We start from the raw sequence: 24,740 nt of genomic DNA on the forward strand, positions 1-24,740 counted from the left end.
GGGAGGAAGCGCAATTCCGGGCCGGCGGTGGCCTCGTGTGTGGGAGGATTATTGCGCTGGATTTTTTTGGTTACTTTGTGTGGTAAGACAAAAAGTGACACGAGGAAATAACGACCCCCTCTGGGAGTAGAATGGCGTGACCCTAGGTGTAGTTTGCCTGCCCTGCTTTCTGGCTACTCGCTAAATAGCTTTATCAAAGCTATTCTTTACGCTCGTCCCTACCTTTTTATTTAGTAGAATTTGTAATTCATTTTGTCAAGAATTACCTTTCGTTTGGGTGCTTGGTTGAATCCATTTACAAATTGGAAAAGATTAAAGGGTGGGATTACAAATCCCACCCAGTCCTAGCACCAAATGTTTGACTACACCCAAGTGGGGGGGCTACTCAGGACTTTTTCGTGACTTAATGACTGGGCCATTTCACGATTTTCTCCGAAATGCCAAGAGATATCAAAACAGAACTTTGAAATCCCAAAATCATTCCTGATTTTAGCAGTCTCAAATCGGGATCTTAGCTCAGTTGGTTTAGAGCGCTGCTTTGACAGAGCAGAGGTCATGGGTTCGAATCCCTTAGGTCCCACTTTTTTCCAATTTTTTCCTCGTTTGGGTGTAGAAAGGCGTGTCTCTAGGTGTAGATTGCCTGCCCTGCATTCTGGCTACTCGCTAAATAGCTTTATCAAAGCTATTCTTTACGCTCGCCCCTACCTTTTTATTTAGTAGAATTTGTAATTCATTTTGTCAAGAATTACCTTTCGATTAGGTGCTTGGTTGAATCCAATTACAAATTGGAAAAGATTAAAGGGTAGGATTACATGCCGATAGCTATCGGCACCCACCCAGCCCTAGAATCAGGGGTTTGACTAAGAGTATCTGTTCCCACTTTTTTTCAATCAAGATTATTGATCCACGAAGCAAGATCTGCTTTCATTTTACCGAAAATCCCTAATCTTAAATCCTTCAGTCCATTTCCTTTGCAGGGTTTTGTAATTCCCCTTATCTTACCGCCCATTACATTCAAATATTCCTTTATGAGAAAAATTTACGCTTTGGTTTTGGTACTTTTCATAACCACAACCGCCTTTGCCCAAAAAAGCCCGGAAGAATTTCTTGGCTATAAATTGGGTGAACGATTTACACCCCACCACCGTGTTGTGGCCTATTTTGAGCATTTGGCCTCCACCCTTCCCAATGTGAAGTTGGTATATTACGGAGAGACTTATGAACATCGCCCTCTTTTTGTTGCCATAGTTTCTACACCTGACAACATGGGAAACCTTGAGGATATCCGACTCGATAATCTCCGCAGAACAGGAATGCTGGAAGGAACTCCCTCAACCAAAGTTGCTCTCAATTGGATGCAATACAATGTCCACGGCAATGAGGCAGTGGCTACCGAAGCTGCCATGATGACTTTTTGGCAAATTGCAGATCCGAAAAATGCACAATCCAAAGATTGGTTACAAAATCAGGTGCTGATCCTCGATCCATGTGCCAATCCTGATGGAAAAGACCGATATACAGTTTGGTATAACCAAAAACAAAACAAAAGATTACAGCCCGATCCACAATCGATGGAGCATGCTGAACCTTGGCCGGGCGGACGTCCAAACCATTACCTGATGGACCTCAACAGAGACTGGGCATGGCAGACACAGCAAGAAACCCAACAAAGACTGAAGCTTTATCACGACTGGATGCCACATCTTTTTGTGGATTACCATGAGCAGGGAATAAATGATCCTTTTTACTTTGCACCGGCCGCACAGCCTGTACATGAGCAGGTGTCCGCTTTTCAAAATGAATTTCAGACGATCTATGGCAAAAACACCGCCAAGAAATTTGACGAGCAAGGTTGGATGTACTTTACCAAAGAACGCTTTGACTTGCTCTATCCATCCTACGGAGACACCTATCCCATGTATAGCGGCGCGATCGGGATGACCATCGAAAAGGGCGGTTCAGGCCGTGCCGGTTTGGGAATGCTCAATGCCCTCGGTGACACTGTGACATTGAAAGAAAGAATTGAGCACACATATACCGCTGGTATATCTGCGGTGGAGGTGACTGCTCAAAATTCCGCAAGGTTGACAGATGAGTTTGCCAATTATTTCAAAACAAGCAGCAGCAATCCAAAAGCCAAATACAAGAGCTTTGTCATCAAAGGAGACCAAAATCCAGAGCGCGTCAAGGCCCTTTTGGCTTTGCTTGACAAAAATAAGATCCAATATGGCTATGCTAAAGCCGCATCAGGTCTCAAAGGCTTGGATTACAATACCGGAAAATCAGGGACTTTTGCAGCTACCGAAAAGGACATCGTCATCAATGCCTATCAGCCAAAGTCGGTTTTGACCCAAGTGTTGTTTGAGCCTGAGGCAAAACTGCAGGACAGCATCACCTATGACATCACAAGTTGGGCTTTGCCCTATGCTTATGGCGTGCAGGCTTATGCTATGGAGACAAGATTGGATGCCGGAAAGAAATTTGAAAAAACTGCTTTTGAAGCCAATAAGGTGGAAGGATCGCCTTTGGCATACCTCGCTCCTTGGAATGCTACCCAACATGCCAAGTTTTTGGCGGCTTTGATCAATAGTAAAATCAGGGTGAGGTATGCAGAAAAAGCCTTTGACATCAACGGGAAGTCCTATCCGATCGGGACTTTGATCATCCACCGAAACGGCAACCAATATGTCGCTGATTTTGACAAGAAGGTAACCGACATTGCCAATAAATTTGAGATTACTTTGGCGAGCAGTAATTCTGCTTATGTCGACAAAGGCCGTGATTTTGGATCTTCTGAGGTGAAAGCTATCGTTGCACCAAAAGTTGCCATCATGAGCGGTGCAGGTACTTCTTCTTTGAACTTCGGTGAACTTTGGTATTTCTTTGAGCAGGAACTCGATTATCCGGTGAGCATTCTGGATGCTGAAGGCTTGGGAAGGTTTGACTTGAGCAAATATAACGTGATCATTCTCCCTTCAAGTTGGGGCAGTTACCTGTCTGAAAGCAACATGAAAAAAGTGATGGACTGGGTAAGGACAGGAGGTAAATTGATTGCCATAGAAAATGCCCTGAATGCTTTTGCAGATAAAAACGGTTTTGACCTCAGCCAATACGATACTGAAGACGAGAAAAAAGCTGCCGAAAAGGAGCAAAAAGAAATTCAGAATGTAGAAAGACTGGAACCTTATCAGGAGCGTGAGAGAATGGGGATTTCTACCACAGCAGCCGGAGCTATTTATCAAGTGAAGATAGACCCTACCCACCCACTAGGATTTGGAATGGATGGTAAATTCTATACTTTAAAAAATAATGGTTCTCGCTATGCCTATCTTGACAACGGTGTCAACGTCGGGATAATCCCTGATGCTGAGGCCTATAGATTTGGCTATATCGGTAACAAAGTTAAACCAAAAATGCCAAAATCCATGGTTTATGGTGTCGAAAATCAAGGCCGTGGACAGATAGTCTATATGTCGGACAACCCGATGTTCCGTTCTTTCTGGGAATCAGGAAAGCTCTTGGTAGCCAATGCCGTATTCTTGGTAGGACAATAAAACCATTGAGGTCTTTTTTGGACCTCGATGGTTTCTGTTTTTCGAAATAAAATCTTAGAGGTTTCTAAAACCTCAAAGATTCAAAAACCCTGCTTTGTGGAGAGGAAGCAGGGTTTTCTTTTAATGTCAATTTCGCCTTCTGACCTTAAAATATCGAAATTTTAAGGTCAGTTATTTTTTACAAACCAACTTTAATGTCATATTTGTACTCTAACATTAAAATAGCCGAATTTTAAGGTAAGAATATGACCTACACAATCAACCCTGACAGAGAAAAACCTTGGAATGGACTTCCTGAATTACCTATAGATGAAAATTTTTATCGGGATTTGGACATCTTGGAGCAATTGGGAGATTCCAAAGCAGCAATCGCAAAGCTTCAGGGTAGAAGTGTGGCAATTCCAAACCAAGCTATATTGATCAATACCATAAGTTTGCAGGAAGCCAAGGCTTCAAGTGAAATTGAGAATATTTTTACAACCGACGATGAACTATATAAAGCATTTAGCGACGAATCTGCGAACCTTAAACAAGGTGCACCAAAGGAAATCCTACATTATCGGGAGTCTCTTTGGAAAGGTCATCGATATTTGAAAGAAGTCAAAAGTTTTGATATCAAATATTTCGAATTGATATATCAGACCATAACAGGATTGAATGATGGCATCAGAAAACCATTTGCCCAAACCTATATCCGTCAAGGAGGATCCGGTCCTAATGCCGGAAAGACTGTTTATACTCCACCTAGAGGAGTGGGCATCATTGAGCGCAAAATGGAAAACTTAATCCAGTTTATGAATGATGATAACCATTTTCCAATTGACCCGATTTTGAAAATGGCAATTGGTCACTTGCAATTTGAAGCCATTCACCCTTTTAGAGATGGAAATGGAAGAACCGGAAGAATATTCAATATCAATTTTTTGACCCAAAAAGGGCTTTTGGATTTTCCAATCTTGTTTCTCAGCAAATATATTCTCCAAAATAAAGAGAATTACTATGCTTACCTCGCAGGAGTGACACAAAGGGCTGCTTGGAAAGATTGGATTCTATTTATGCTGGCGGCAGTCGAAAATACTTCGATAGATACCTTCTATAAAATCAATGATATCCTATCTTCCAAGGATGCAATTCTCCATGTGTTAGAAAAGGAAACTGAAATCAGTAGACCTGATTCTCTTGTTGAAGCCATTTTTACCCAACCTTTTACCAAAGTCAAGCACCTGACAGATAAAAAGTTGTATGCTGAAAATACGGCCCGACAATACCTTAACAGGCTTCATGAAATGGGAATCTGTGAAAGAAGGGAAATCAGTGGAGGACACTATTATCTCAACTTAGAATTGTACCGGATTCTGGCAAGTTGAATAGAGATATTCAATAAAGAAAGTGATAAGATTTACATATAACTGTATAAATTATTCTAAGCTTTCTTTCAAATCATTAAAATAAATCTTAAACCACCTCCTTCGTAACTTGAACTACCTCCAGTTTGTCCGTAAAAACCGCGAGATGGTGATTTTTGGGATCATCATGACTGCCTTATCGAGTTTTGGGCAGACGTTTTTGCTGGCACTATACGTTCCCTTTTTGATGGAGGAATTCAAGCTGTCAAACGGCCTGCTGAGTACATTTTATGGCCTTGCCACCATCGGGGCGGCGATGGCTTTGCCCAAATTGAGGAAATTGATAGACTCGGTTCCACTCCAAAAATTCACTTTGGCGACAACAGCCACTTTTGTCATCTCTCTGCTTTTCTTCAGTATTTCCCAAGCTTGGTGGTATATCCCCCTTGCATTTTTTGGATTGAGGTTGGCCGGTCAGGGACTTTACAACCATATTGCGATCACCTCGATGTCCCGGTACTTTGATGTAAACAGGGGAAAAGCCATCAGCCTTGCTTCTTTGGGGCATCCTTTGGGGCAGGCGATTTTGCCGGCAATAATTTTGGTGGTGATTTCAAAAATCGGTTGGAGGGAATCTCTTTGGCTCAATGCCGCTGTAGTCAGCATTGTTGTGACGGTATTTACCTTATTGGTGTTGAAATCAGAACACCTAGTCAATGAATCAGGTGGAGAATCCGACACAGGTCATTCCGAGAAAAATGTAGATCGTGTCCGCCAAAGGGACATCATGAAATCCAAAGCTTTTTGGCTCTTGGCGCCAAACATCTTTTTTATCCCTTTTGCCGTTACGGGACTCTTTTTCTATCAATTTGCCATCATAGAATTCAAAGAATGGAATATTGGGTTGGCTGCTGCCGGACTTACTTCTTATGCTATTGCAAGTTCTTCTAGTATTCTCTTATCCGGTCCGCTGATTGACAAATACAAGGCAAAGACATTTTTCCCTTTCTATCTCTTCCCTTTTTTGGTGGCTTTGTTGGTGATTTGGCTTGTGCCCAATGTTTGGGGGATTTTTTTATACAATATCCTGATGGGATTCTCTGTTGGATTTGGAAGCGCTACGGTCGCTGCACTACAGGTGGAGTTTTTTGGCCAAACCTACATCGGGACGGTTCGCAGTATGTTTACCTCGATCATGGTTTTGAGTTCAGCGATCGGACCGGCATTATTTGGGATTTTCCTTGATTTGGGTTGGGGTTTCCAAACCATTTTCCCGGTGACATTGGGGATCCTGGTCTTGATAATGATCCAGTCTTTTAGGGCTATGCCAAAATATTCAAGGGCCAAATGGAAATACAAATACAAAAAAGTGACAGGCAAAAAAAACAAGATCCCCAAACCTTAGGCTTGGGGATCATTTTTGATCAGAGACCTCTGTTGAACATCTGGATTACGCGAAGGATTTCGGCATCCATTTCTTTGTTTCTCATGACATATTTTTCTTTGGAAATAAATCCACCTTTGATACTGATGTAATAGACCATTTTGGTTTTGGATGGTGCAAAGGTTACCGAAAGGTTATTGGCGGATTCGATTTTCAGAATATTTTCTGTACTTCCGGCGAATGAATTCAGTTTGTCTGTGAGGATATTGAACTTCACTCCTTTTTTGTAATCTGTCACACTGTTAAGCGGGAAAGTAGACTCAAGTGACTTTGGGTTCTTCCTGAGATTGTCCATGATCGACAGCAAATGGGAACGCTGTGCGTCAGTATTCAAATCTACAGTAATGGTTTTTTCCTTGTAGAAGCCAAATTCATGGTAAATTCCCATCAGGTAATCAAAGAATGTCTGTCCCGAAGCTTTCAATTCATTTTCTTTTTGGGCGATTTCCAATATGATTCCCGAAAAATCAAGAGAAGAATGACAGACCTGTTGGTCAATATTGAAAGCACAAATAGGACTGTTGGGATATGTCTTTTGTAATTCCGTGAGGCTGTTCCTCAACTCTCCCGGTTCAATTATTTCACTTTGTAATTTCAAGCCGGATTTGATGGCTATATATTCTACCAAATCGGAAGTATGTATAGACTTTAAGCATACCAAATCCTCATATTTTCCGGATTCTTTCCAGATATTCAGAAGTATGGCTGCGAGTTGGTGGCTGTTGAGGATCACAAATCCGCTTTTTTCATCTTTCTTGACAGCGAGGGTAATTCTTTCATTTTTGGAATCAGTCCCAATAATCAGGCTAAAATCTGAAGCTGTGGCGTAGTCAAGTGCCGGCTTGAGGGTCATGAAATTGAATACGGGATTAGCGTTGTCTTTTCCTCCGTCTAGCAGAATTTGATCATAGGCAAGCCCTGAATTGTCCAAGATGGTTGTGTCAAGATCATTTTTTTCAAATGATGCAAACAAGATATTGGCTGTAGCTACTTCAATAAGCTCTTCGATTGGTTCTTCAACAGGTGCTAAGTTCATGATGATTCTTTTTGTACGATGGAAATGCTATTTTCAATTATGTCAATTATTGGGCATTCAACATAGTTTTTGCCATAAAATCAGCAAATCCAATGGTGGCAATATGTGTTGAAGGAGTACCGGTAAGCCAAAAAAGTAGTGAGGGGTCGACGTTCCTACAAGGTCAAATGTGATTTTCAAGTGCTTACATGATGTAAAGATACCAAATCAGGCTTGGAGAAAAAAGGAATTAATTGATTTAGGTTTATTTTTCTGACATTGTTTATGCCTTGGTAATCAATCTGGTATTTATTTTTAGTATATCTGGTTAAATTTGATTTATACCAATTGCTAATGAAAACTGACTCCAAAATCCCTATATATTATATTGATGAAGAGAAAGATCTTGAACTGATAGTTGATCAAGCCATAAAATCATCAGCGGAAGAAAATATTATCCGATATTTTCAGCACTTGGCATTCAATTATGCTCTTTCGGGAGTAGATATCTATAATCTTCCAATTGTTAAGAAAATCTATTATATCGATGACGAATCTTAACAACTGGCTATCTAAGAACTTCAATCCAGATAATACACCCGCTTAACCCTGCTGCTGATATTGGTGAGCAACTCATAGGGGATGGTTCCTATTCTTTCGGAAAGTTCTTTCAGGGAGATTCCCGGCCCATAGATAATCACTTCATCTCCTTCATTGGCCTCGATTCCCGTAATATTGACCATGGTCATGTCCATGCAGACATTCCCGATGACAGGGGCTTTTTTGCCATGGACGAGGACAAAACCTTTGCCGTTGCTGAACCTACGGTCATAACCGTCCGCATATCCCAAAGCTATGGTGGCGATTTTACCGTCTTCCTCCATGATTCCCTTCCTGCTGTACCCGATGCTATGGCCTTTGGGCACGGATTTGATTTGGGAAATGGTGGTTTTCAGCGTACTGATGGATTTGAGATGGGATTCAAATTTTCCAGAGACTTCGACACCATAGAGTCCGATTCCCAATCGGACCATGTCCATTTGGTATTCGGGAAATTGGATGATCCCCGCCGAATTAAGGGCATGACGAAGGGGTTTATAATCCAAGTTGGCACTGATGGCCTCGCACATACCAAGGAAGGAGCGAAGCTGTTCCAATGAAAAATCCCTGTGAATAACTTCATCAGCTCCTACCAAATGCGTATATATGCTCCCAATCTCCAATTGTGGATAACTTTGGATCAAGGAAAGCAACCGTGGAATATGCTCGGGTTCAAAACCAAGCCTGTGCATGCCGGTATCCATGTCCAAATGGATCTTCATGTGGGTAGCCCTATTTTGACAGAATTTTCCCAACTGCTGAAAAAAATCAGGACTGTAGACCACTGGTTCTAGATCAAATTTTTCCAGGTGGATAAATGATTCCTGAACAGGATTGAGTACCATGATCGGCAGTCGGATTCCCTCTTCCCGAAGGGCTACACCTTCATCTGTATAGGCCACGGCAAGGTAATCTGCACGTAATTGTTGGAGGTGATTGGCGATTTCGGCTGCACCACCGCCATAAGCAAATGCCTTTACCATCACCATGACTTTGGTAGAGGGAAGAAGCTGGGTTTTATAAAAATTGTAATTATGGGTCAGCGCATTCAGATTGATCTCTAAAGTCGTCCCATGAATCCTTTGCTGCAGCCTGTTGACAATAACCTCAAATCCGAATTTCCGCGCCCCAGTCACCAACACCAAGTCATTCTCAAAATCTTCTTGGGAGACATGGAGAATCAGGCTTTCAGTATCGGCAAAAAAGACTGCTTTGCCACGAAAGCTTTCCTGTACTGAGGCTATTTTTTCTCCTACACCAATCAGAAAATCAATCTGATGATGGGTAAGGAGGCTTCCGACTTCATGGTATACTTCAGACACATTCCCCACCTGAAGCATATCGGATAAAATGATGACTTTTCTTCTTTTTGGCCTTTGGGCTGCCATAAAATCCAGAGCCAGCCTCAAGCCCGCCAAGTCATTGTTATACGTATCATCGATAATCAGGCAATCATTGATCCCCGGTTTCAGTGTAAGCCTCATTTCGACAGCCTTCAGGTGGTTGAGGCCTTCCTGAATCAGGGATTCTTCAAGGCCCAGTGAAATTGATGCCACAATCACATGCCTGATATTTTCCAAAGAAGCCTGGTCTGCAAAGGGAACCGAAAAAGTAAAAACGCTTAAATCCGGCTTTATAAGCAGGATTTTGGAGCGGTCTGTTTCCCTTTTTACAGAAAGTGTGTAATCTGCTCCTGCAGTATCTGACCAGGAGATGAGTTTCTTTTGGGCAAATCTGGAGGAAAGATGCGCATGGATTTTCTGATGGTCTTTCCGATAAATGATGAATTTGCTTTGGTCAAACAGCTTTGCTTTTTCTGCCAGTTTTTGTTCCATCGATTCAAAACCTTCTTCGTGGGCAGTTCCGATATTGGTAAAAATCCCCATCTGAGGCCGAAGTATAGCTTCCAATTTTTCCATTTCTCCAGGTTTGGAGATACCGGCCTCCATGATGGCTACCTGATGGGTTGGCTCGATTCCAAAAACAGAAAGCGGTACTCCTACTTGACTGTTGTAGCTTTTAGGGCTTTTTGCTACCGCATATTTCTGACCCAAAACTTGCCCCAGCCATTCCTTGACGATGGTTTTTCCATTGCTTCCTGTAATGCTTACCAATGGTCCGGCAAACAAAGAACGCTCATAAGCTGCCAATTGCTGCAGTGCTAGGTGTGGGTTATCCACAGCAATAAAGGTGCTGTCCTTGGTCAGGGATTTGGGAATAACATTTCCTTTTAGTACCAAAAAATTCCTCACACCCTCCTGATACACCGGATTGATAAATTCATGTCCATCAAATTTTGCACCCTTGAGGGCTACAAAAAGTGTTTTTGACGGTTCCAGAATATTTCGGGAATCGATGGAAATCCAACCCACAAGCCCCGAACCTGTCTGGGAAATCACTTCCCCATCCACCAATTCACTGATCTGTTGTGCCGTGAGAGATTGGATCATTGGATAAAGTTAAGGATTTGGGATTACTCTTCTTTCTTTTTGAAAAACACCTGCTTGATCCATCTTGGTAAGAAAATAGCTCCTAATATCAAATAAGGATAGTAAGAAAGCATTCTCCAAAGGATACTTGTCACGAAAGTGTAGCCATTTAAGAATTCGGCAAAGAATTGTCCGAAGAAGAACTCTGCGGTACCACTGCTTCCCGGAGTAGGAGAGATCATCATCACGATCCACATGATTACTTGCCTGGCAAAAATGACGACATGTTCACTGACAGACAAAGATTCATAAGCACCGATCAATGCATTGAGCATGAGGTATCTCGAACTCCATATAAAGATCGTTGCACCGATTATTGGTAACCAATATTTGTAATTTTTTCCGATAAGCTCCTTTGATGCTTCTATGATTTGATTGCCATATTCATTGGCAGTATGCTTCCATTTTCTAAGCCATTTGATGGAATAGATCTTTAGTAAAATCCATTTGAACACCCTTGGCTTATAGAATAATGCCAAGGCCATCACCAAAGAATAACTGGCATATAAGCCATAGCTGACCCAAAACAAAACCTCCAGACTTCTTCCAAGTCTCATTTCCATCATCCTGCTTGCAGGAAAAATATTTCCCTGGGCAAAATAAAGGATGATGGGAGCACCAATGACAAAAAATAAGTTATCCAAAATGGCAGTAACCATGACATAGGCGATTGCCTTGCCGAGCTTGATACCCTCTTTGTTCAATATAAATATAGCTACTGCAGATCCCCCTACCACGGATGGAGTTACCGCCGAGGCAAATTCCCATAAGATAATGACATAAATTGCACGACCCCAAGTAAGTTGCTGGTCTGTGACTGCCCTGATTCGGTATATGTAGCCTAGGTCACGGAACATAATCACTACCACTGCCAAAAGAATCCACCATATGGACCCGTCAAAAACTCCCTTTAACGTTTGCGCATTGATGCTGGGATCAAGATAAAACATCAAAAAAACGATCCCAAGACCAATAAGCACCGGAAACCAGACCTTATTAGGATTGAGGGTTGCAAAAATCTGCTTGTTATCTAGTTTCATATCCTATGTCGAAGGAACCGTTTCTTGCTTTTCTACCCAAAAATTGTTGAACCCTTCTCCTATAGTGATGGTAACCATAGACAATTGTAATAATTCCAAAATCGCCAGGAAAGTATAAATCACAAAAATCTTTTCCGGCTTATAACTGATAAATTCTGTAAATGGCACCCTGTCTTTCTGCAACATTTTTTCTAGAATAAAGTCCTTTTGTTGCTCAATGGTATATGGATACTGAATTACTGTATGTTTTGTTTCGTCAGTCCTTGAACTGTATTTGCCCATTACCTTTTGGAAAACTTTCAAAAGCTTATATAGGTCAAGGTCCTGCATTTCGGCATCTACATCATCTGCTTTTACAAGCTGTTTTATTTCTGCCAAGATATTTCCTCTTTGTTCTTTAGCAAGCCTGATTTCCTCCAGATTAGCGAGTTCAGTGATGACTGATTTGTATTTTTTATATTCCAATAAATGCCTTATCAATTCTTCCCTAGGATCGATCTCCTCCCCGTTTTCGTCCAATTCAGGACGGGGGATCAGCATTTTTGACTTAATTTTCATCAACGTGGCTGCAAAAAGAATGAAATCGCTTGCCACCTCGATTTCCATTTTTTCCAGATGATGGATGTAATCCAAGAAATCTTGAGTGATTTTTGAAATCGGTATATCATAAATATCCAGTTCATCCCGTTCGATGAAAAACAGCATCAAATCGAATGGACCTTCGAAAAGTGGTAATTTGATTTCAAAACTCACTTTAAACTATTTTATTTTCTTAATTTTACACATTATTCTTGTTCAAAGATATCCAAATAATGGTAATTTATTCATTTAACGCATAAAAAGACCCCTTTTCAACCCTGATAAAATTCAAAGAAAATTTTGAAAAACAATTGAGGTTGACAAATGTTAATTACCTTTATTAAGAACCATATTGCTAATGATCATCAAACCAGGAAAATTACTCGCGAAGATCGATTCACCCTCCGATCTCAAAAAGCTTTCAAAAGACCAATTGGTACAAATTTGCGACGAACTGAGACAGTTTATCGTTGATAATGTGTCGGTTTACGGAGGGCATTTTGGCGCGAGTCTTGGTGTAGTTGAGCTTACGGTAGCCTTGCATTATGTTCTCAACACCCCTGAAGACCAACTTGTGTGGGACGTAGGCCACCAAGCTTACGGCCACAAAATTCTGACAGGAAGAAAAGAGCAATTTCATACCAACAGAATTTATGGAGGGCTTTCTGGTTTTCCCAAAAGAAAAGAAAGTGAATACGATACCTTCGGAGTAGGTCATTCCAGTACTTCTATTTCAGCTGCTTTGGGTATGGCAGTAGCCTCAAAATACAAAGGTGATACCAAAAAACAGCATGTGGCTGTCATTGGAGATGGCTCCATGACTGGGGGAATGGCCTTTGAGGCCATGAACCATGCCGGTGTTTCGGATACGAACATGCTCATCATCCTGAATGACAACTGCATGTCAATTGACCCCAATGTAGGCGCACTCAAGGATTACCTCACCGACATCACCACTTCTCATACCTATAATAAAGTCAAGGATGAGGTTTGGAACCTATTGGGTAAGATCTCAATGTTTGGCTCTTCAGCACAGGAAATCGTCTCCAAAGTAGAGGGAGCGATCAAATCTGCAGTTTTGAAGCAAAGCAATCTTTTTGAATCCTTGAACCTGAGGTATTTTGGTCCTGTTGATGGGCACGATGTCCATCATTTGGCAGAGATCCTTGCTGACCTGCGTGATATTCCCGGTCCAAAAATCCTTCACTGTATCACGGTTAAAGGCAAAGGATATGGTCCTGCCGAAACCGGCAACAAAACCACTTGGCATGCTCCGGGACTTTTCGACAAAGTGACCGGTGAGATATACAAAAAAGTCCCAACGACACCTCAAGCCCCAAAATACCAGGATGTATTTGGCCATACAATATTCGAGTTGGCAAAGGAAAATGACAAAATTATGGGGGTAACCCCGGCCATGCCTTCAGGTTCGTCGATGAATATCATGATGAAGGAAATGCCTGATAGGGCTTTTGACGTAGGAATTGCGGAGCAGCATGCAGTGACTTTTTCAGCGGGAATGGCCACGCAAGGACTGATACCTTTCTGTAATATCTACAGCTCATTTATGCAAAGGGCGTATGACCAGGTAATCCACGACGTATGTTTACAAAATCTCCAGGTGGTGTTCTGCCTCGACAGGGCCGGCTTCTCAGGTGCTGACGGCCCTACACACCATGGAGCCTATGATATTTCATTTTTTAGATGTATCCCAAATCTCGTGGTTTCTTCTCCTATGGATGAGGAGGAATTGAGAAATCTGATGTACACCGCCACCAAATTTGAAGGACCTTTTTCCATTAGATACCCAAGAGGTCAGGGTGTGATGGTGGATTGGAAAACTCCCATGAGGAAAATCCCGATCGGGCAGGGCAGAATTATCAAGGAAGGTGAAGATGTCGCCATTCTGACGATTGGCCATATTGGAAATTATGCTGTCACTGCCTGCGAAATGCTTGAAAAAGAGGGATTCAATCCTGCGCATTATGACATGAGGTTTGTCAAACCGCTCGATGAGGCCTTGTTGCACGAGGTTTTTGGCAAATTCAAGAAAGTAGTGACCGTAGAGGATGGCTGTCTGATGGGCGGATTTGGTTCCGCAGTGTTGGAGTGGATGGTGGACAACGGCTACCAAGCACAAGTCAAAAGACTAGGTATTCCGGATAGGATCGTAGAACATGGTGAGCAAATCGAGCTCCACAGAGAATGTGGCTTTGACCCTGAGGGTATCGCAAATGCTGTAAAGCAGATGGCAGAGTCTGTGGTGGAGAAGTAATCGGTTTTATTATTTGCCGAAAATTATTAGTGGGTTTAATTTCGATTGTCTTTCTCTGATTTTGACGTCAGTTTATTACAAAAAAAGGCCAAATATCCCACTTCAAAAATAGGATTCATTTATCTGTCAACTCTTTTATTGAAAGGAATTCCCAAAACGCCTAGATTTGAATACCACACTCTAACAAATCACATTAAATAGACTCTTTTCCTTCCTTGGTTTCCTTTGTTACTTTGTGGTTATTTTTTTATTGAATTATATTTAGATAAGAGTATTTTGGTAATTAAAAAATCTTTATCTGAAGATGTATTGTTTAGCGAATCAATGATGTTTCTCCTATAATATTTTGGTTAAGTCCCTTCTATGAGCATATGATAATTTTTGAAAAAAAAGGCCAAGGCAAGCCTCTCATTCTTATCCATGGATTCTGTGAATCCAAAGAAATGTGGATAACTTTTTCAGAGGAATTGGCAAAATCCCATACTGTCTACTGTATTGACCTGCCCGGTTTTGGTGCTAGTCCTCTGCAACGGGATAGTATAACATTAGAGGAAGTTGCGGTTATGCTTCATGATTGGATGGAGGAGAACAGGATCGACCATCCGACAGTCATCGGACATTCTTTGGGGGGGTATGTTACCTTGGCTTTGGCTGAGTTGATGGGAAATGGTTTGACTGCGATAGGGCTTTTCCATTCCACGGCTTTCCCCGACGATGCCGAAAAAAAGAAAACCCGCAACAAAACCATCACTTTTATCAAAAAGCACGGTGTGGATAAGTTTATAGATTCATTCGTTCCCCCACTTTTTAGTGAACAGCATCGGATTACCTATAAAGATAAAATTGAAGAATTGACAGCCTTGGGAAAGAAAAGCTCCAAGAAAGGAGTACTTGCCTATTTGGCAGCGATGCGGGACAGAAAAGACCGGATGGAAGTATGGAAGAACTTCAACGGAAAGAAGCTGATGATCGCAGGCGTTTTGGATGGGGCGGTCAAGATTGAGGGCAGCCGCATGCACAAACCATTTACCGATGATTATTTTGAACTCCAAGAGGTCGGCCATATGGGGATGTTTGAGGCTGAACAAGAAACCCTAACCCTCCTCCAAGAATTTCTAAAAAAGCCGGGATAACTTTAATTTTTGACAGACATTCCTTTTTCCCGAGTAGAAAAAGCCACAATAGGATGTGGATAATTTGCACCTAGATGAACGCCATAAGCCTTCAGTTCATTTTTTGTAAGGGTATTCGGCTGATGGATGTCAAAACCAGGAATTTTAGCCAATTCAGGGACCCAATACCTGACGAAATCCCCCTTTTTGTCATAATTGTTGGCTTGTTTCAGAATATTAAAATACCTGTTTTCCCTAGGGTCGTTGCCCACCCCTGCGACATACATCCAATTACCCCAATTGGAACAGACATCATAGTCTATCAGTAGGCTTTCAAAATACATGGCACCCCAACGCCAATCTATCCCCAGGTCATTGACAAGGAAGGAAGCGACGTTTTGACGGCCACGGTTGGACATAAACCCGGTAGCATTGAGTTCCCTCATGTTGGCATCCACAAAAGGCACACCGGTCTTTCCTTCAGCCCAATTCCAAAATAGTTTTTCATCTTTTCTCCAGTTATCCACATGCTTTTTGATGCCCTGAAGCTGAAAAATTTTGCTGCCATGTTTTTTGCTAACAAATCGGAAATAATCCCTCCAGATCAATTCAAAGACCAACCAATATGTAGAATCGTTCTTTTTCCTTTCCCTTTCGTAGCGCAAAACTTCCTCGTAAACATACCGGGGCGATAGACAGCCCAAAGCTAGCCATGCTGAAAATTTACTGCTGTAATCAGGACCCAACAACCCGTTGCGGGTTTCTTTGTAGATCTTTAGGCAATCTTTGTCCCAAAAATAGGACTGTAGTCTTTGGGTCGCTGAATCCTCACCTCCTATAAATGGCAAAACTCCTTTTTTGGAATTACCCGGTGCTTGTAATCCCAATGTGGATAACTCCGGAATACATCCCAGATCAAGGTCTATTTCAGGAAAATTGATCTTTTCTGGTTTTTGTAGGGTTTTCCTTACTTTACTGAACTTTTCACATTCTTTTCTGAAAAGGGTAAAAACTTCGGGCGTTTGATTTACCGGAAAAGGTAAGTCTTCGATGTGGAAAAGGGTACTTTGCCAAAATGTCCTAGTTTCAATCCCTTTTTTCCAAACAGAATTCTCAAGATTCTTTTCTATTTCTTTTTCTTCAAAGGTCACTTCCTCTGAGAAAAAAATGGCCTCTGCCAGTAATTCCAAAGCCAATTCAGGAAGTAATTCTTCAGGTTTCCCTGTTCTAAGGATGAGATTCCCTCCAAGTCCAATCAGATTTGACTTGAGGTTGTCCACAGCTTCCATCAAGAATTTTGCCCTGAAATCCCCCGTTTTTTGTATCCCTAAGCCCACCTCTTCAAATTGCCTTGGGTCAAAACAATATACAGGGATGATTTCGGAAGACTCTTTACACGCAGAAAATAAGGCTGCATGATCATGCAACCTTAAATCATTTTTAAACCAAACTATTACTCTTTTGTATTTCATTTCTTTTTCGAACGCCATGTGGAATGAAAGTGTTTGGCTAAAACCTGTATATTGTAAACTTTATCAGTATTAAATTTTCTGCTATCTAATATTAATTTCCTTTATGAAACGGTATCTCCTTGTTATCCTTATGGTTGTATGCAGCTTCGCTGTTTTTGCACAAAACAAACCTGCAAACCAAATCTTTTGGGAATCCCTTGCAGCACATTGTGGTAAATCCTTTGAAGGGGCAGTAACTACACCCATTGCAGAAAATGACCCCTTTGCCGGTAAAAAGCTAGTCATGCACATCGTGGATTGCGGGGATGGATTTATCCACATACCGTTTTTTGTGGGTGAGGACAAATCCAGAACGTGGGTGTTGACCATGCAAGACGGACTGATTAAACTGAAACATGACCACAGACATGAAGATGGTGCACCCGACAAAGTCACCCAATACGGAGGAATTGCATCCAACACAGGCATGGCGGGAATACAGTTTTTCCCTGCAGACCAAGAAACTGCCGACCTTATTCCCGCATCGGCAACAAACGTATGGTGGATAACTTTAGATGAAACCTCCTTTTCCTACAATTTGAGAAGAATCGGTTCAGACCGTTTGTTTTCTGTAAAATTTGACTTGACCAAGGAAGTTGTAAGCCCGGGGCCTGCATGGGGTTGGGAAAAGTAAAAAGTAAAAATCAGGCCTTCAGGAAATTCACTTTCAATTCTTCGAAAATGAGTGTCTAGTAATTGATAGTGATTTTACTTATCTTAAGTTTTGAGAATCATTCTTTATCATAAATGTAAGATCTGATTTCAATACCGAAGACAAATGATAATACGGGGGAATCTTTCCAAGTCATTCAGTGCAGGGGCCATGCTTCTGCTATTCTCCCACTGTGCCTTTGCCCAAAATCATGAACTCTTGGAATCTGAAGAAATCCTGGAGATTTCTTTGAAGGGAGATTTTGGAAAGCTTTTGAAAGACACCAAAGGCGAACCGCAGTATTTTGATTTTTCATTGTCCTATGTGGATAACTTTCAAAATAAACATGAAATACCCCTAAGAGTAAGGACAAGAGGACATTTTAGAAGGGAAATGAACATCTGTTCCTTTCCGCCGATTTTGTTAAATTTCTCTAAGGAGAATGTCCTCAACACAATTTTTCAAAATCAGGATAAACTCAAACTTGTCATGCCCTGCAAAGGCGAAAAGTATTTGTTGAGGGAATTTTATGTCTACAAGCTTTATAACCTGATTACCGACCAAAGCTTCAAAGTTCGTTTGGTCAAGTTGACTTTTGAGGATCTTTCACCAAAGTCCAAAGAGTTTGAACCTATACTTGCATTTATCATTGAGGACGAAGATCTGATGGCTGAAAGGAATCAGATGGCTTCTGTAGATCAGTCACTCATCCGACCAGAAAGTGTACCCGTGCCTGAGTTTCTTAGGATGGCCGTATTTCAGTACTTGATAGGAAATACGGATTGGTCCATCCAATACCGTCAAAACATCAAATTGATCAATGTGGATAAGTCCTCTTTGCCGGTGGCTGTGCCTTACGATTTTGACCATGCGGGAATGGTCGACGCACCTTATGCCAAGCCTGCACCCGAACTTCAACTGCTTGCTGTGACCGAAAGAAGGTACAGGGGATATTGCATGCAAGACATACAGGTCTTTGATGAAACAATCGCTCTGTTCAATTCAAAAAAAGATGTGATCTACAAACTGTATTACGATAGTCAGGTATTGGATGAAAAATCCATTAAATCCTCCATCAAATATTTGGATGGATTTTATGATATTGTGAACAATCAAAAAAAGCGTAAATCCGAATTCCATTATCCTTGCCTTGAAGAAGGAACCGGAAATGTGGTTATCAAAGGTCTTAAAAAATAAACCCCAAAGTCAAATGAAAAAGTTATCCACAGTGTTATTTTTATTTATTGCAACCCTGTCTTTTGCACAAGAAAGAACTTTGGCCGAAAAACTTGGCTATACCAAAACCGATAAATTACTCATTATCCATGCTGACGATATAGGCTTGTCACATGCTGAAAATATTGCTACCATTTCCTCCATGACCGAGGGTTTTGTGAATTCTACCAGTATCATGATGCCCTGCGCTTGGTCTACTGAAGTGGGCAAACTGATCAAAGACCATCCCAACCTTGATATCGGTGTGCATATTACGCTTACTAATGAGTGGTTCAATTACAAATGGGGCCCCTTGGCTGACAATGTCCCCGGATTAAAAGGGCCAGATGGATTTATGTATCCTGATTGTGCTTCGGTAGCCAAAAATGCCAGCCCCGAAGAAGTGGAAAAAGAAATCCGTGCTCAAATAGAAGCCGCCCTTAAAATTGGAATCAAACCCACACACCTTGATTCCCACATGGGCTGCATTTTCTATGGCAGGCCTGAGTTTCTGCACTCCTACCTCAAATTGGCGCAAGAATATGGTTTCCCTGCGATGGTTGTCCCTGAAATGGTGGAATCCATCATCAAAACAAATTCTGAATTATTCAAAGACCTCGATGTGGATAACTTGCTTGTCATTGATCAGGTGGCAATAGCCTCTCCAACATTATATGATGAAAAAGGAATGGATGGATTCTATACGGATTTGTTAAATGACCTCAACACAGGTATTACAGCATTACTTATTCACGTGGCTTATGACAATGAGGAAATGAAGGCCGTTACTGTTGGTCATCCTTATTGGAACTCGGCTTGGAGACAGGCGGATTATGATTTTTTTACCAGTGAAAAGGGGCGCAAACTGATCAAAGACAATAATATCAAACTTGTGACTTGGAGAGAAATCGCCGCTGTAAACTAGGTATTCTTGAAATAATTAATCAAATTAGAGTCAGAATAGGAGTGAATTTAGTCTCTTCCTTTTCGAAAAAATAAGTTGCCTATCTCGCTAAAGTTTTATTTATGATCAAAAATTCATTAAGCAACACGCTAAGCGTAGTCTTTCTGCTATTCCTAATTACAGCCTGCAAGACCAATTGCAAAGACACGCTCTTCGAACTGACCGAAGTATCCATGGTCCCTAGAACTAGCCAAGGATCCGGAAACAGCATTTGGTTCAATGACGATGCTCTCCCGATTGACAGGCTAATCGTCAATATCAAGATGGTAAAACCTGTTCAGGTTCTCTTCAACCCGAGTCCCGACTGCCCAGTGGTATATAAAAACAACAATCCCGTCACAAGTTTCAAGTTGGTAAGCAATGAGGGTTTTAATGACAATTATCCGGCAGGAACAGATCTTTTCGAATTGACTACATTTTCCGACTTGACAAAAAGCTACACCAAAGATGAATTTGTGGATAACTTTCTGAATCAATCCAACTTTGGCACCTTTTACTTCTCGTTTACCGAAAGACCTGAGTTTTCAGAAATGCACTCCCTGAAAATTATTGCAAGGTTTCAGGATGGTTCTACCCTACAATCTTCCATCATTCCTGTATTGCTGACACCATAAAATGAAATCAAAAAAAATCTTATCCACACTGTTTTACCTGATCTTTTTATTTCATGTAGTACCGATTTTTACTTTTTCTTGTATCGACAATTGCTCAGGTCAGGCTCTTTTACTTCGATACCAAGAATTGGCAGGGATGCCCTTGGAATATGTGCCAAGCAATCCCGGTTGGCAGGCGAATGCATGGTCAAATGATAAAAACTTGACTAGTGATAAGTTGCTTCTCTTTTTTGACTTGACTTATGAGCCTATTGCGGAAGTCAGGCCAAGCAACTCCACTATGGGATTTCCCTTTGCATTGGCCTGTGACCCTGCAGTCAACTTTGAGTCTACCATCAAAACCTGGGATTTGGTAAGCAATAAAGATTTTAATAATGATTTTCCCGCAGGCACTTCTCTGAATGAAATCGCCCTGATCGCCCCGATTGTTGGGAGAGAATTTCTTTCTTTTACAGATTATCAGGATTCCCAAATGGGCTACAGGGGTTTGGGGACTTCCTTTGTGCGGTTTTCAGGTTTATCCACACAGTCATCTCCTATGAGTTTTACCTGTACGATTACCTTGACTGACGGAAGGATTTTTTCCAGCCAGGTGGACAACATTGTATTGAGGGTTGAATGAAAAGGCTTAACTTTATTCAATAGCCATCAATTCCAACCTCTATGAACCTTCGACCTGCTTTGTTTTTTTTGGGATTTGGACTCCCTCTTTTTTTCTCATGCCAAAATCCAGATGTACAAATTGCCTTGACTTCTCATTTGGGGGACACTGAAGGCCTGATAGGAAATACCGAATACTTATCCTCTCCCTATGTGACTGCAGGAGACCGTGTATATATGGTAGGACATCAGGACGGTACCTTTCCGGATTTGGGATGGCATGTGCAAGGAGAAATGGGAGGGATATGGAACCATCCCATCAAACTCATGGACGGTTTTACCGCTGCCATTATTGAAGCAGACAATTCTTTTTGCCTTGATGCAGCACATCAATTTGTCAATTATCCCTTTGCTAATTTACATCTCTTTCAGACACCCATTCCCGGATTGGAGGTCGATAGGTTCCAGTTTGTACCCGATGGGCTTCAAGGAATGGTCATAGATTTTACCTTTAGGAATGTGGATAAGTCCGAAAAGTCTTTTGACTTTGAATTTACCGGGCATACTGACCTGATGCCGGTATGGCTTGGAGATAGGGCGGGGATGGAAGATTTTGATGACCGGCTTTCTTTTGATGAAGGCAGGCAGGCTTGGCTTGGCAAAGACCATGGGAATGAATGGTATGTGCTTTTTGGTGCCAACAAAAAAGCAAAAGCCACTGAAGGTGCTTCCTTAACCTGCAATTATACACCGCAGGGAAAAGGAAAAGCTGCCAAATTAGGGTATGAAATCAAATTGAAACCTGAATCCTCACAAAGTATCCGTTTCTTCATATCAGGATCCTATACATCAAAGGCAGATGCCGAGGGAACTTTTGAAAAGCTTAACCTGAATGCAGATACCTACCTCAAGGATAAAAAGATACATTATGCCCAAATCGCTTCCAAAGCCAAAATTACGATTCCTGACAAAGAACTTGAAAAGGCATTCGAATGGATCAAATACAATACTGAATGGCTGCTGAGAGAAGTGCCTGAAATAGGTAGAGGGCTAGGGGCGGGGATGCCTGACTATCCTTGGTGGTTTGGGGTGGATAATGAATACACCCTCAAAGGTGCGATAGCTACCGGAAGAAAAGATTTGGTCTACAGCACCATCGATCTTATCCACAAACTTTCAGAAGCCAATGGAAAAGGAAGAATTGTCCATGAAGTAAGCTCCAACGGCGTGATTTTCAATCCAGGCAACATCAACGAAACGCCACAGTTTGCCTCTTTGATTTGGTGGGTATACCAATGGACGGGAGACAGGGACTTTTTGGCCAAGTATTATCCTACAGTCAAAAAGGGACTTCAGTGGCTGATGGAAGAAAATGACAAAGATGGAAACCTTTTTCCTGATGGCTATGGCATGATGGAAATTCACGGCCTCCAATCCGAGATGATCGACGTGGCTTCTTATACCCAAAAGGCATTTGCTGATGCTGCACAAATGGCCGCTTTGATGGGGGAAGATTCCCTTTCAGTAAGTTATCAACATACCGCTGACCTGATCATAGAAAAAATCAACAAGGAGTTTTGGGTAGCGGAATTCAATGGCTATGCGGATTTTATCGGTACCCCCAGGGAGGCAATTCATCTCGTGGATGCGGCCATCATCAGGGCAGATACGCTCAATAAACCTTGGGCAGTAGAAGAATTGAAAGCCACCAAAAAAAAGTTGTCCACCTACGCCCCAAATAAAAAACAAGGTTTTGTAATCTTTCACAATTGGGTGGTCAATACCCCCATGGAGATGGGAATAGCCGATCCTGAAAAAGCCATTGCAGCCTTGGACAAAGGAAAAAAATTTACCAATCCCTTTGGCGTATTTGTGACCGGGATTGACCGTGATGAAACTTCAGACATGGCAGATGGGTCTTTTGTCGGAAGCAAAGCTTTTTCCTATACAGGTGCTGTCATGACCCTGCCTACAGGGGTATCGGCAATCGGAGAAAATAACTACGGCCGACCCGATGAAGCATTAGATTACCTAAAGAGGATGACAAGATCCTTCGGCTTTGCTTTGCCCGGGTCTATCTATGAAGTATCTCCAGATTATGGTATGATGGCACAGGCTTGGAACCTATACAGTTTTGGAGTTCCGATCGTCACGCAGTTCTTTGGCATTCAGCCGGAGGCAGGCAAAAAAGTTATCCACATATCTCCCGCTTTTCCCAGCTCCTGGAACGAAGCCAATATTGAAAATGTCGAAATCGGAGAAAATGTCATTTCCCTGGAATACAAGAGGAATGAAAATGGGGAGGTGAAAGCAATCGTCAACCAATCTATAGGCGATTGGGAAATAGTGTTTTCGTGGCCTGAAGGCAAACAGACCAACGCAACCGTAAACGGAAATAAGACAGAGATTGAAAACCAACTGGGTAAAAACAGAATTACCTTTACGGGGAACAAAAACACCGTCTCTCTAAATTGATTCCCTTGGACTGACCTGTTTGGGAAATTTGATTTTTGGCTATTAGTTTTGATTCAGAGTAAAAAAAAGGAAACCACAGTTTGTCGCGATTTAAAATGAAGAAAATAACTTTAAAAACCTTCGGAAATACAAACCTTTCAGTTTTGGATATCATTGCGGAGATTCTTAGCATTTTGGTTTTGGTAACTTTATGGATAGAGACCTATTATTTCCAACACCAAAGCCTACAGATCGTCCCCGAAGGCTATGATTTTTTCTCAAATCCAAATGAATATTGGGCGAGTAAAATGACCTATTCTGTTCCTTTTGTGGCCACGATTTTATATGTGGGATTGACGCTGTATAACCAGCGGGTTCAACACGGAGATTATGCAGTAGAATTAAGTGATAAAAAAGCACCGGCGCTGAAACAGATCAATAGAAGACTCTGGAGATGGCTCAAACTCAATATACTTCTCATGTTTGTCGTTGTGGAATACTTTTCTTTCCACACAGGTTCCAATGCCGGCTCGGGGATTTCGGGTTGGTTTATTTTTGTTTTTCCGCTCTTACTATTTACTCCGGTGATCATATTTTTCATCGAATTTTCCAAAAATCAATTAGAATAAACTTGAAGCTATTTGGAAAATCATCGCCTCTTTATCCTTTTGTCCAAACCTTTCTGATACCGATATTCATTGCTATTCTATACTTATTGATATTGTTTCTAGTAGCATGGCTGTTGTGGAATTTTAAGCGCCAGTTCAGGATTTTTGGTAATTTGATTTCCTCTCCATTATCCCATAACATCCCTAATCTACCTAAAAATATCCACCAATATCCAATATCAATCAATATCAAATTTGTCCGACCATAATATCCACCAATATCCAGTATCCATGAATATCTATCTTCTACACCCAAATAACCATTAACCAAATAACCCAATAACCCTTCACCTGAAAATATCCACCAATATCCAATATCAATCAATATCAAAAATCAACCAGAAAAACACCTCCCCTTAACCAATAACCAGTAACCAATTAACCCTTCACCTGAAAATATCCACCAATATCCAATATCAATCAATATCAAATTTGTCCGACCATAATATCCACCAATATCCAGTATCCATGAATATCTATCTTCTACACCCAAATAACCATTAACCAAATAACCCAATAACCCTTCACCTGAAAATATCCACCAATATCCAATATCAATCAATATCAAATTTGTCCGACCATAATATCCACCAATATCCAGTATCCAT

20 protein-coding genes and 1 tRNA gene are annotated in these 24,740 nt (G+C 41.4%); 14 read left to right on the forward strand and 7 right to left on the reverse strand.

Annotated features, from left to right (window positions below; all coding sequences use genetic code 11):
* Positions 1–505: 505 nt before the first annotated feature.
* The 4 genes from MMU07_RS20345 to MMU07_RS20360 all read left to right on the forward strand — a co-directional run bounded on the left by MMU07_RS20345 (position 506) and on the right by MMU07_RS20360 (position 6,305).
* Positions 506–580: transfer RNA gene (locus MMU07_RS20345), tRNA-Val, on the forward strand.
* Between the two features lie 448 nt (positions 581–1,028).
* Positions 1,029–3,554 carry a M14 family metallopeptidase gene (locus MMU07_RS20350; protein ID WP_241128448.1) on the forward strand — a complete coding sequence of 842 codons (2,526 nt, stop codon included), beginning with the start codon at positions 1,029–1,031 and terminating at the stop codon, positions 3,552–3,554.
* A gap of 245 nt (positions 3,555–3,799) precedes the next feature.
* Positions 3,800–4,921 carry a Fic family protein gene (locus MMU07_RS20355; protein WP_241128449.1) on the forward strand — a complete coding sequence of 374 codons (1,122 nt, stop codon included), beginning with the start codon at positions 3,800–3,802 and terminating at the stop codon, positions 4,919–4,921.
* A gap of 109 nt (positions 4,922–5,030) precedes the next feature.
* A complete protein-coding gene (locus MMU07_RS20360) occupies positions 5,031–6,305 on the forward strand; it encodes an MFS transporter (RefSeq protein ID WP_241128450.1) in 1,275 nt (424 codons plus the stop codon).
* A 19-nt stretch (positions 6,306–6,324) separates the two neighbouring features.
* On the opposite strand, the gene MMU07_RS20365 is transcribed toward MMU07_RS20360, so the two are convergent.
* Positions 6,325–7,380 carry a hypothetical protein gene (locus MMU07_RS20365; protein ID WP_241128451.1) on the reverse strand — a complete coding sequence of 352 codons (1,056 nt, stop codon included), beginning with the start codon at positions 7,378–7,380 and terminating at the stop codon, positions 6,325–6,327.
* Positions 7,381–7,713: 333 nt separating this feature from the next.
* Between MMU07_RS20365 and MMU07_RS20370 the strand changes: the two genes are divergently transcribed.
* Positions 7,714–7,920 (forward strand): hypothetical protein, encoded by a 207-nt coding sequence (locus MMU07_RS20370; RefSeq protein ID WP_241128452.1) that lies wholly within the window; start codon positions 7,714–7,716, stop codon positions 7,918–7,920.
* 20 nt (positions 7,921–7,940) lie between these two features.
* Here the strand turns inward: MMU07_RS20370 and MMU07_RS20375 are convergent, their stop codons facing one another.
* The 3 genes from MMU07_RS20375 to MMU07_RS20385 are packed head-to-tail and all read right to left on the reverse strand — an operon-like array spanning position 7,941 to position 12,241.
* Entirely contained in the window at positions 7,941–10,409 is a 2,469-nt protein-coding gene (locus MMU07_RS20375; RefSeq protein WP_241128453.1) for a bifunctional UDP-N-acetylmuramoyl-tripeptide:D-alanyl-D-alanine ligase/alanine racemase, read from the reverse strand.
* Positions 10,410–10,432: 23 nt separating this feature from the next.
* Positions 10,433–11,488 (reverse strand): lysylphosphatidylglycerol synthase transmembrane domain-containing protein, encoded by a 1,056-nt coding sequence (locus tag MMU07_RS20380; protein ID WP_241128454.1) that lies wholly within the window; start codon positions 11,486–11,488, stop codon positions 10,433–10,435.
* Between the two features lie 3 nt (positions 11,489–11,491).
* Positions 11,492–12,241 (reverse strand): segregation and condensation protein A, encoded by a 750-nt coding sequence (locus MMU07_RS20385; RefSeq protein ID WP_241128455.1) that lies wholly within the window; start codon positions 12,239–12,241, stop codon positions 11,492–11,494.
* Between the two features lie 184 nt (positions 12,242–12,425).
* On the opposite strand from MMU07_RS20385, the gene dxs reads away from it, so the two are divergent.
* Positions 12,426–14,342: a 1-deoxy-D-xylulose-5-phosphate synthase gene (gene dxs, locus MMU07_RS20390; RefSeq protein ID WP_241128456.1), complete on the forward strand. Its 1,917-nt coding sequence runs from the start codon at positions 12,426–12,428 to the stop codon at positions 14,340–14,342.
* A 371-nt stretch (positions 14,343–14,713) separates the two neighbouring features.
* A complete protein-coding gene (locus MMU07_RS20395; protein WP_241128457.1) occupies positions 14,714–15,475 on the forward strand; it encodes an alpha/beta fold hydrolase in 762 nt (253 codons plus the stop codon).
* A gap of 2 nt (positions 15,476–15,477) precedes the next feature.
* Here the strand turns inward: MMU07_RS20395 and MMU07_RS20400 are convergent, their stop codons facing one another.
* Positions 15,478–16,926, reverse strand: a complete 1,449-nt coding sequence (locus tag MMU07_RS20400; RefSeq protein WP_241128458.1) for a DASH family cryptochrome — start codon at positions 16,924–16,926, stop codon at positions 15,478–15,480.
* Positions 16,927–17,029: 103 nt separating this feature from the next.
* On the opposite strand from MMU07_RS20400, the gene MMU07_RS20405 reads away from it, so the two are divergent.
* The 7 genes from MMU07_RS20405 (at position 17,030) to MMU07_RS20435 (ending at position 24,093) form a co-directional block, all read left to right on the forward strand.
* Positions 17,030–17,599, forward strand: coding sequence for a hypothetical protein (locus MMU07_RS20405; RefSeq protein ID WP_241128459.1), 570 nt, complete (start codon positions 17,030–17,032; stop codon positions 17,597–17,599).
* A 144-nt stretch (positions 17,600–17,743) separates the two neighbouring features.
* Entirely contained in the window at positions 17,744–18,814 is a 1,071-nt protein-coding gene (locus MMU07_RS20410; protein ID WP_241128460.1) for a hypothetical protein, read from the forward strand.
* 13 nt (positions 18,815–18,827) lie between these two features.
* Entirely contained in the window at positions 18,828–19,757 is a 930-nt protein-coding gene (locus MMU07_RS20415; RefSeq protein ID WP_241128461.1) for a polysaccharide deacetylase family protein, read from the forward strand.
* 101 nt (positions 19,758–19,858) lie between these two features.
* On the forward strand, positions 19,859–20,410 hold the full coding sequence (locus MMU07_RS20420) for a DUF5034 domain-containing protein (protein ID WP_241128462.1): 552 nt from the start codon (positions 19,859–19,861) through the stop codon (positions 20,408–20,410).
* Between the two features lies 1 nt (position 20,411).
* Positions 20,412–21,032, forward strand: a complete 621-nt coding sequence (locus tag MMU07_RS20425; RefSeq protein ID WP_241128463.1) for a hypothetical protein — start codon at positions 20,412–20,414, stop codon at positions 21,030–21,032.
* Between the two features lie 41 nt (positions 21,033–21,073).
* Positions 21,074–23,485, forward strand: coding sequence for a glucosidase family protein (locus tag MMU07_RS20430; protein ID WP_241128464.1), 2,412 nt, complete (start codon positions 21,074–21,076; stop codon positions 23,483–23,485).
* A 95-nt stretch (positions 23,486–23,580) separates the two neighbouring features.
* Positions 23,581–24,093, forward strand: coding sequence for a hypothetical protein (locus tag MMU07_RS20435; protein ID WP_241128465.1), 513 nt, complete (start codon positions 23,581–23,583; stop codon positions 24,091–24,093).
* A gap of 31 nt (positions 24,094–24,124) precedes the next feature.
* Here MMU07_RS20435 and MMU07_RS20440 read toward each other — a convergent pair whose 3' ends face one another.
* The gene (locus tag MMU07_RS20440; protein ID WP_241128466.1) at positions 24,125–24,457 is read right to left on the reverse strand and encodes a hypothetical protein; all 333 of its coding nucleotides are present in this window, start codon (positions 24,455–24,457) and stop codon (positions 24,125–24,127) included.
* 9 nt (positions 24,458–24,466) lie between these two features.
* Positions 24,467–24,740: hypothetical protein (locus tag MMU07_RS20445; protein WP_241128467.1), on the reverse strand; the 274-nt coding region annotated here is incomplete at its 5' end.

Origin of the sequence: Cognataquiflexum nitidum (assembly GCF_022538055.1) — a bacterium.
GTDB classification, from domain to species: domain Bacteria; phylum Bacteroidota; class Bacteroidia; order Cytophagales; family Cyclobacteriaceae; genus Cognataquiflexum; species Cognataquiflexum nitidum.

Coding starts and splice junctions, on each gene's coding strand:
- MMU07_RS20350 (WP_241128448.1), top strand. CDS start 1,029: ATGAGAAAAATTTACGCTTTGGTTTTGGTACTTTTCATAACCACAACC.
- MMU07_RS20355 (WP_241128449.1), top strand. CDS start 3,800: ATGACCTACACAATCAACCCTGACAGAGAAAAACCTTGGAATGGACTT.
- MMU07_RS20365 (WP_241128451.1), bottom strand. CDS start 7,380: ATGAACTTAGCACCTGTTGAAGAACCAATCGAAGAGCTTATTGAAGTA.
- MMU07_RS20370 (WP_241128452.1), top strand. CDS start 7,714: ATGAAAACTGACTCCAAAATCCCTATATATTATATTGATGAAGAGAAA.
- MMU07_RS20375 (WP_241128453.1), bottom strand. CDS start 10,409: ATGATCCAATCTCTCACGGCACAACAGATCAGTGAATTGGTGGATGGG.
- MMU07_RS20380 (WP_241128454.1), bottom strand. CDS start 11,488: ATGAAACTAGATAACAAGCAGATTTTTGCAACCCTCAATCCTAATAAG.
- dxs (WP_241128456.1), top strand. CDS start 12,426: ATGATCATCAAACCAGGAAAATTACTCGCGAAGATCGATTCACCCTCC.
- MMU07_RS20395 (WP_241128457.1), top strand. CDS start 14,714: ATGATAATTTTTGAAAAAAAAGGCCAAGGCAAGCCTCTCATTCTTATC.
- MMU07_RS20400 (WP_241128458.1), bottom strand. CDS start 16,926: ATGAAATACAAAAGAGTAATAGTTTGGTTTAAAAATGATTTAAGGTTG.
- MMU07_RS20405 (WP_241128459.1), top strand. CDS start 17,030: ATGAAACGGTATCTCCTTGTTATCCTTATGGTTGTATGCAGCTTCGCT.
- MMU07_RS20410 (WP_241128460.1), top strand. CDS start 17,744: ATGATAATACGGGGGAATCTTTCCAAGTCATTCAGTGCAGGGGCCATG.
- MMU07_RS20415 (WP_241128461.1), top strand. CDS start 18,828: ATGAAAAAGTTATCCACAGTGTTATTTTTATTTATTGCAACCCTGTCT.
- MMU07_RS20420 (WP_241128462.1), top strand. CDS start 19,859: ATGATCAAAAATTCATTAAGCAACACGCTAAGCGTAGTCTTTCTGCTA.
- MMU07_RS20425 (WP_241128463.1), top strand. CDS start 20,412: ATGAAATCAAAAAAAATCTTATCCACACTGTTTTACCTGATCTTTTTA.
- MMU07_RS20430 (WP_241128464.1), top strand. CDS start 21,074: ATGAACCTTCGACCTGCTTTGTTTTTTTTGGGATTTGGACTCCCTCTT.
- MMU07_RS20435 (WP_241128465.1), top strand. CDS start 23,581: ATGAAGAAAATAACTTTAAAAACCTTCGGAAATACAAACCTTTCAGTT.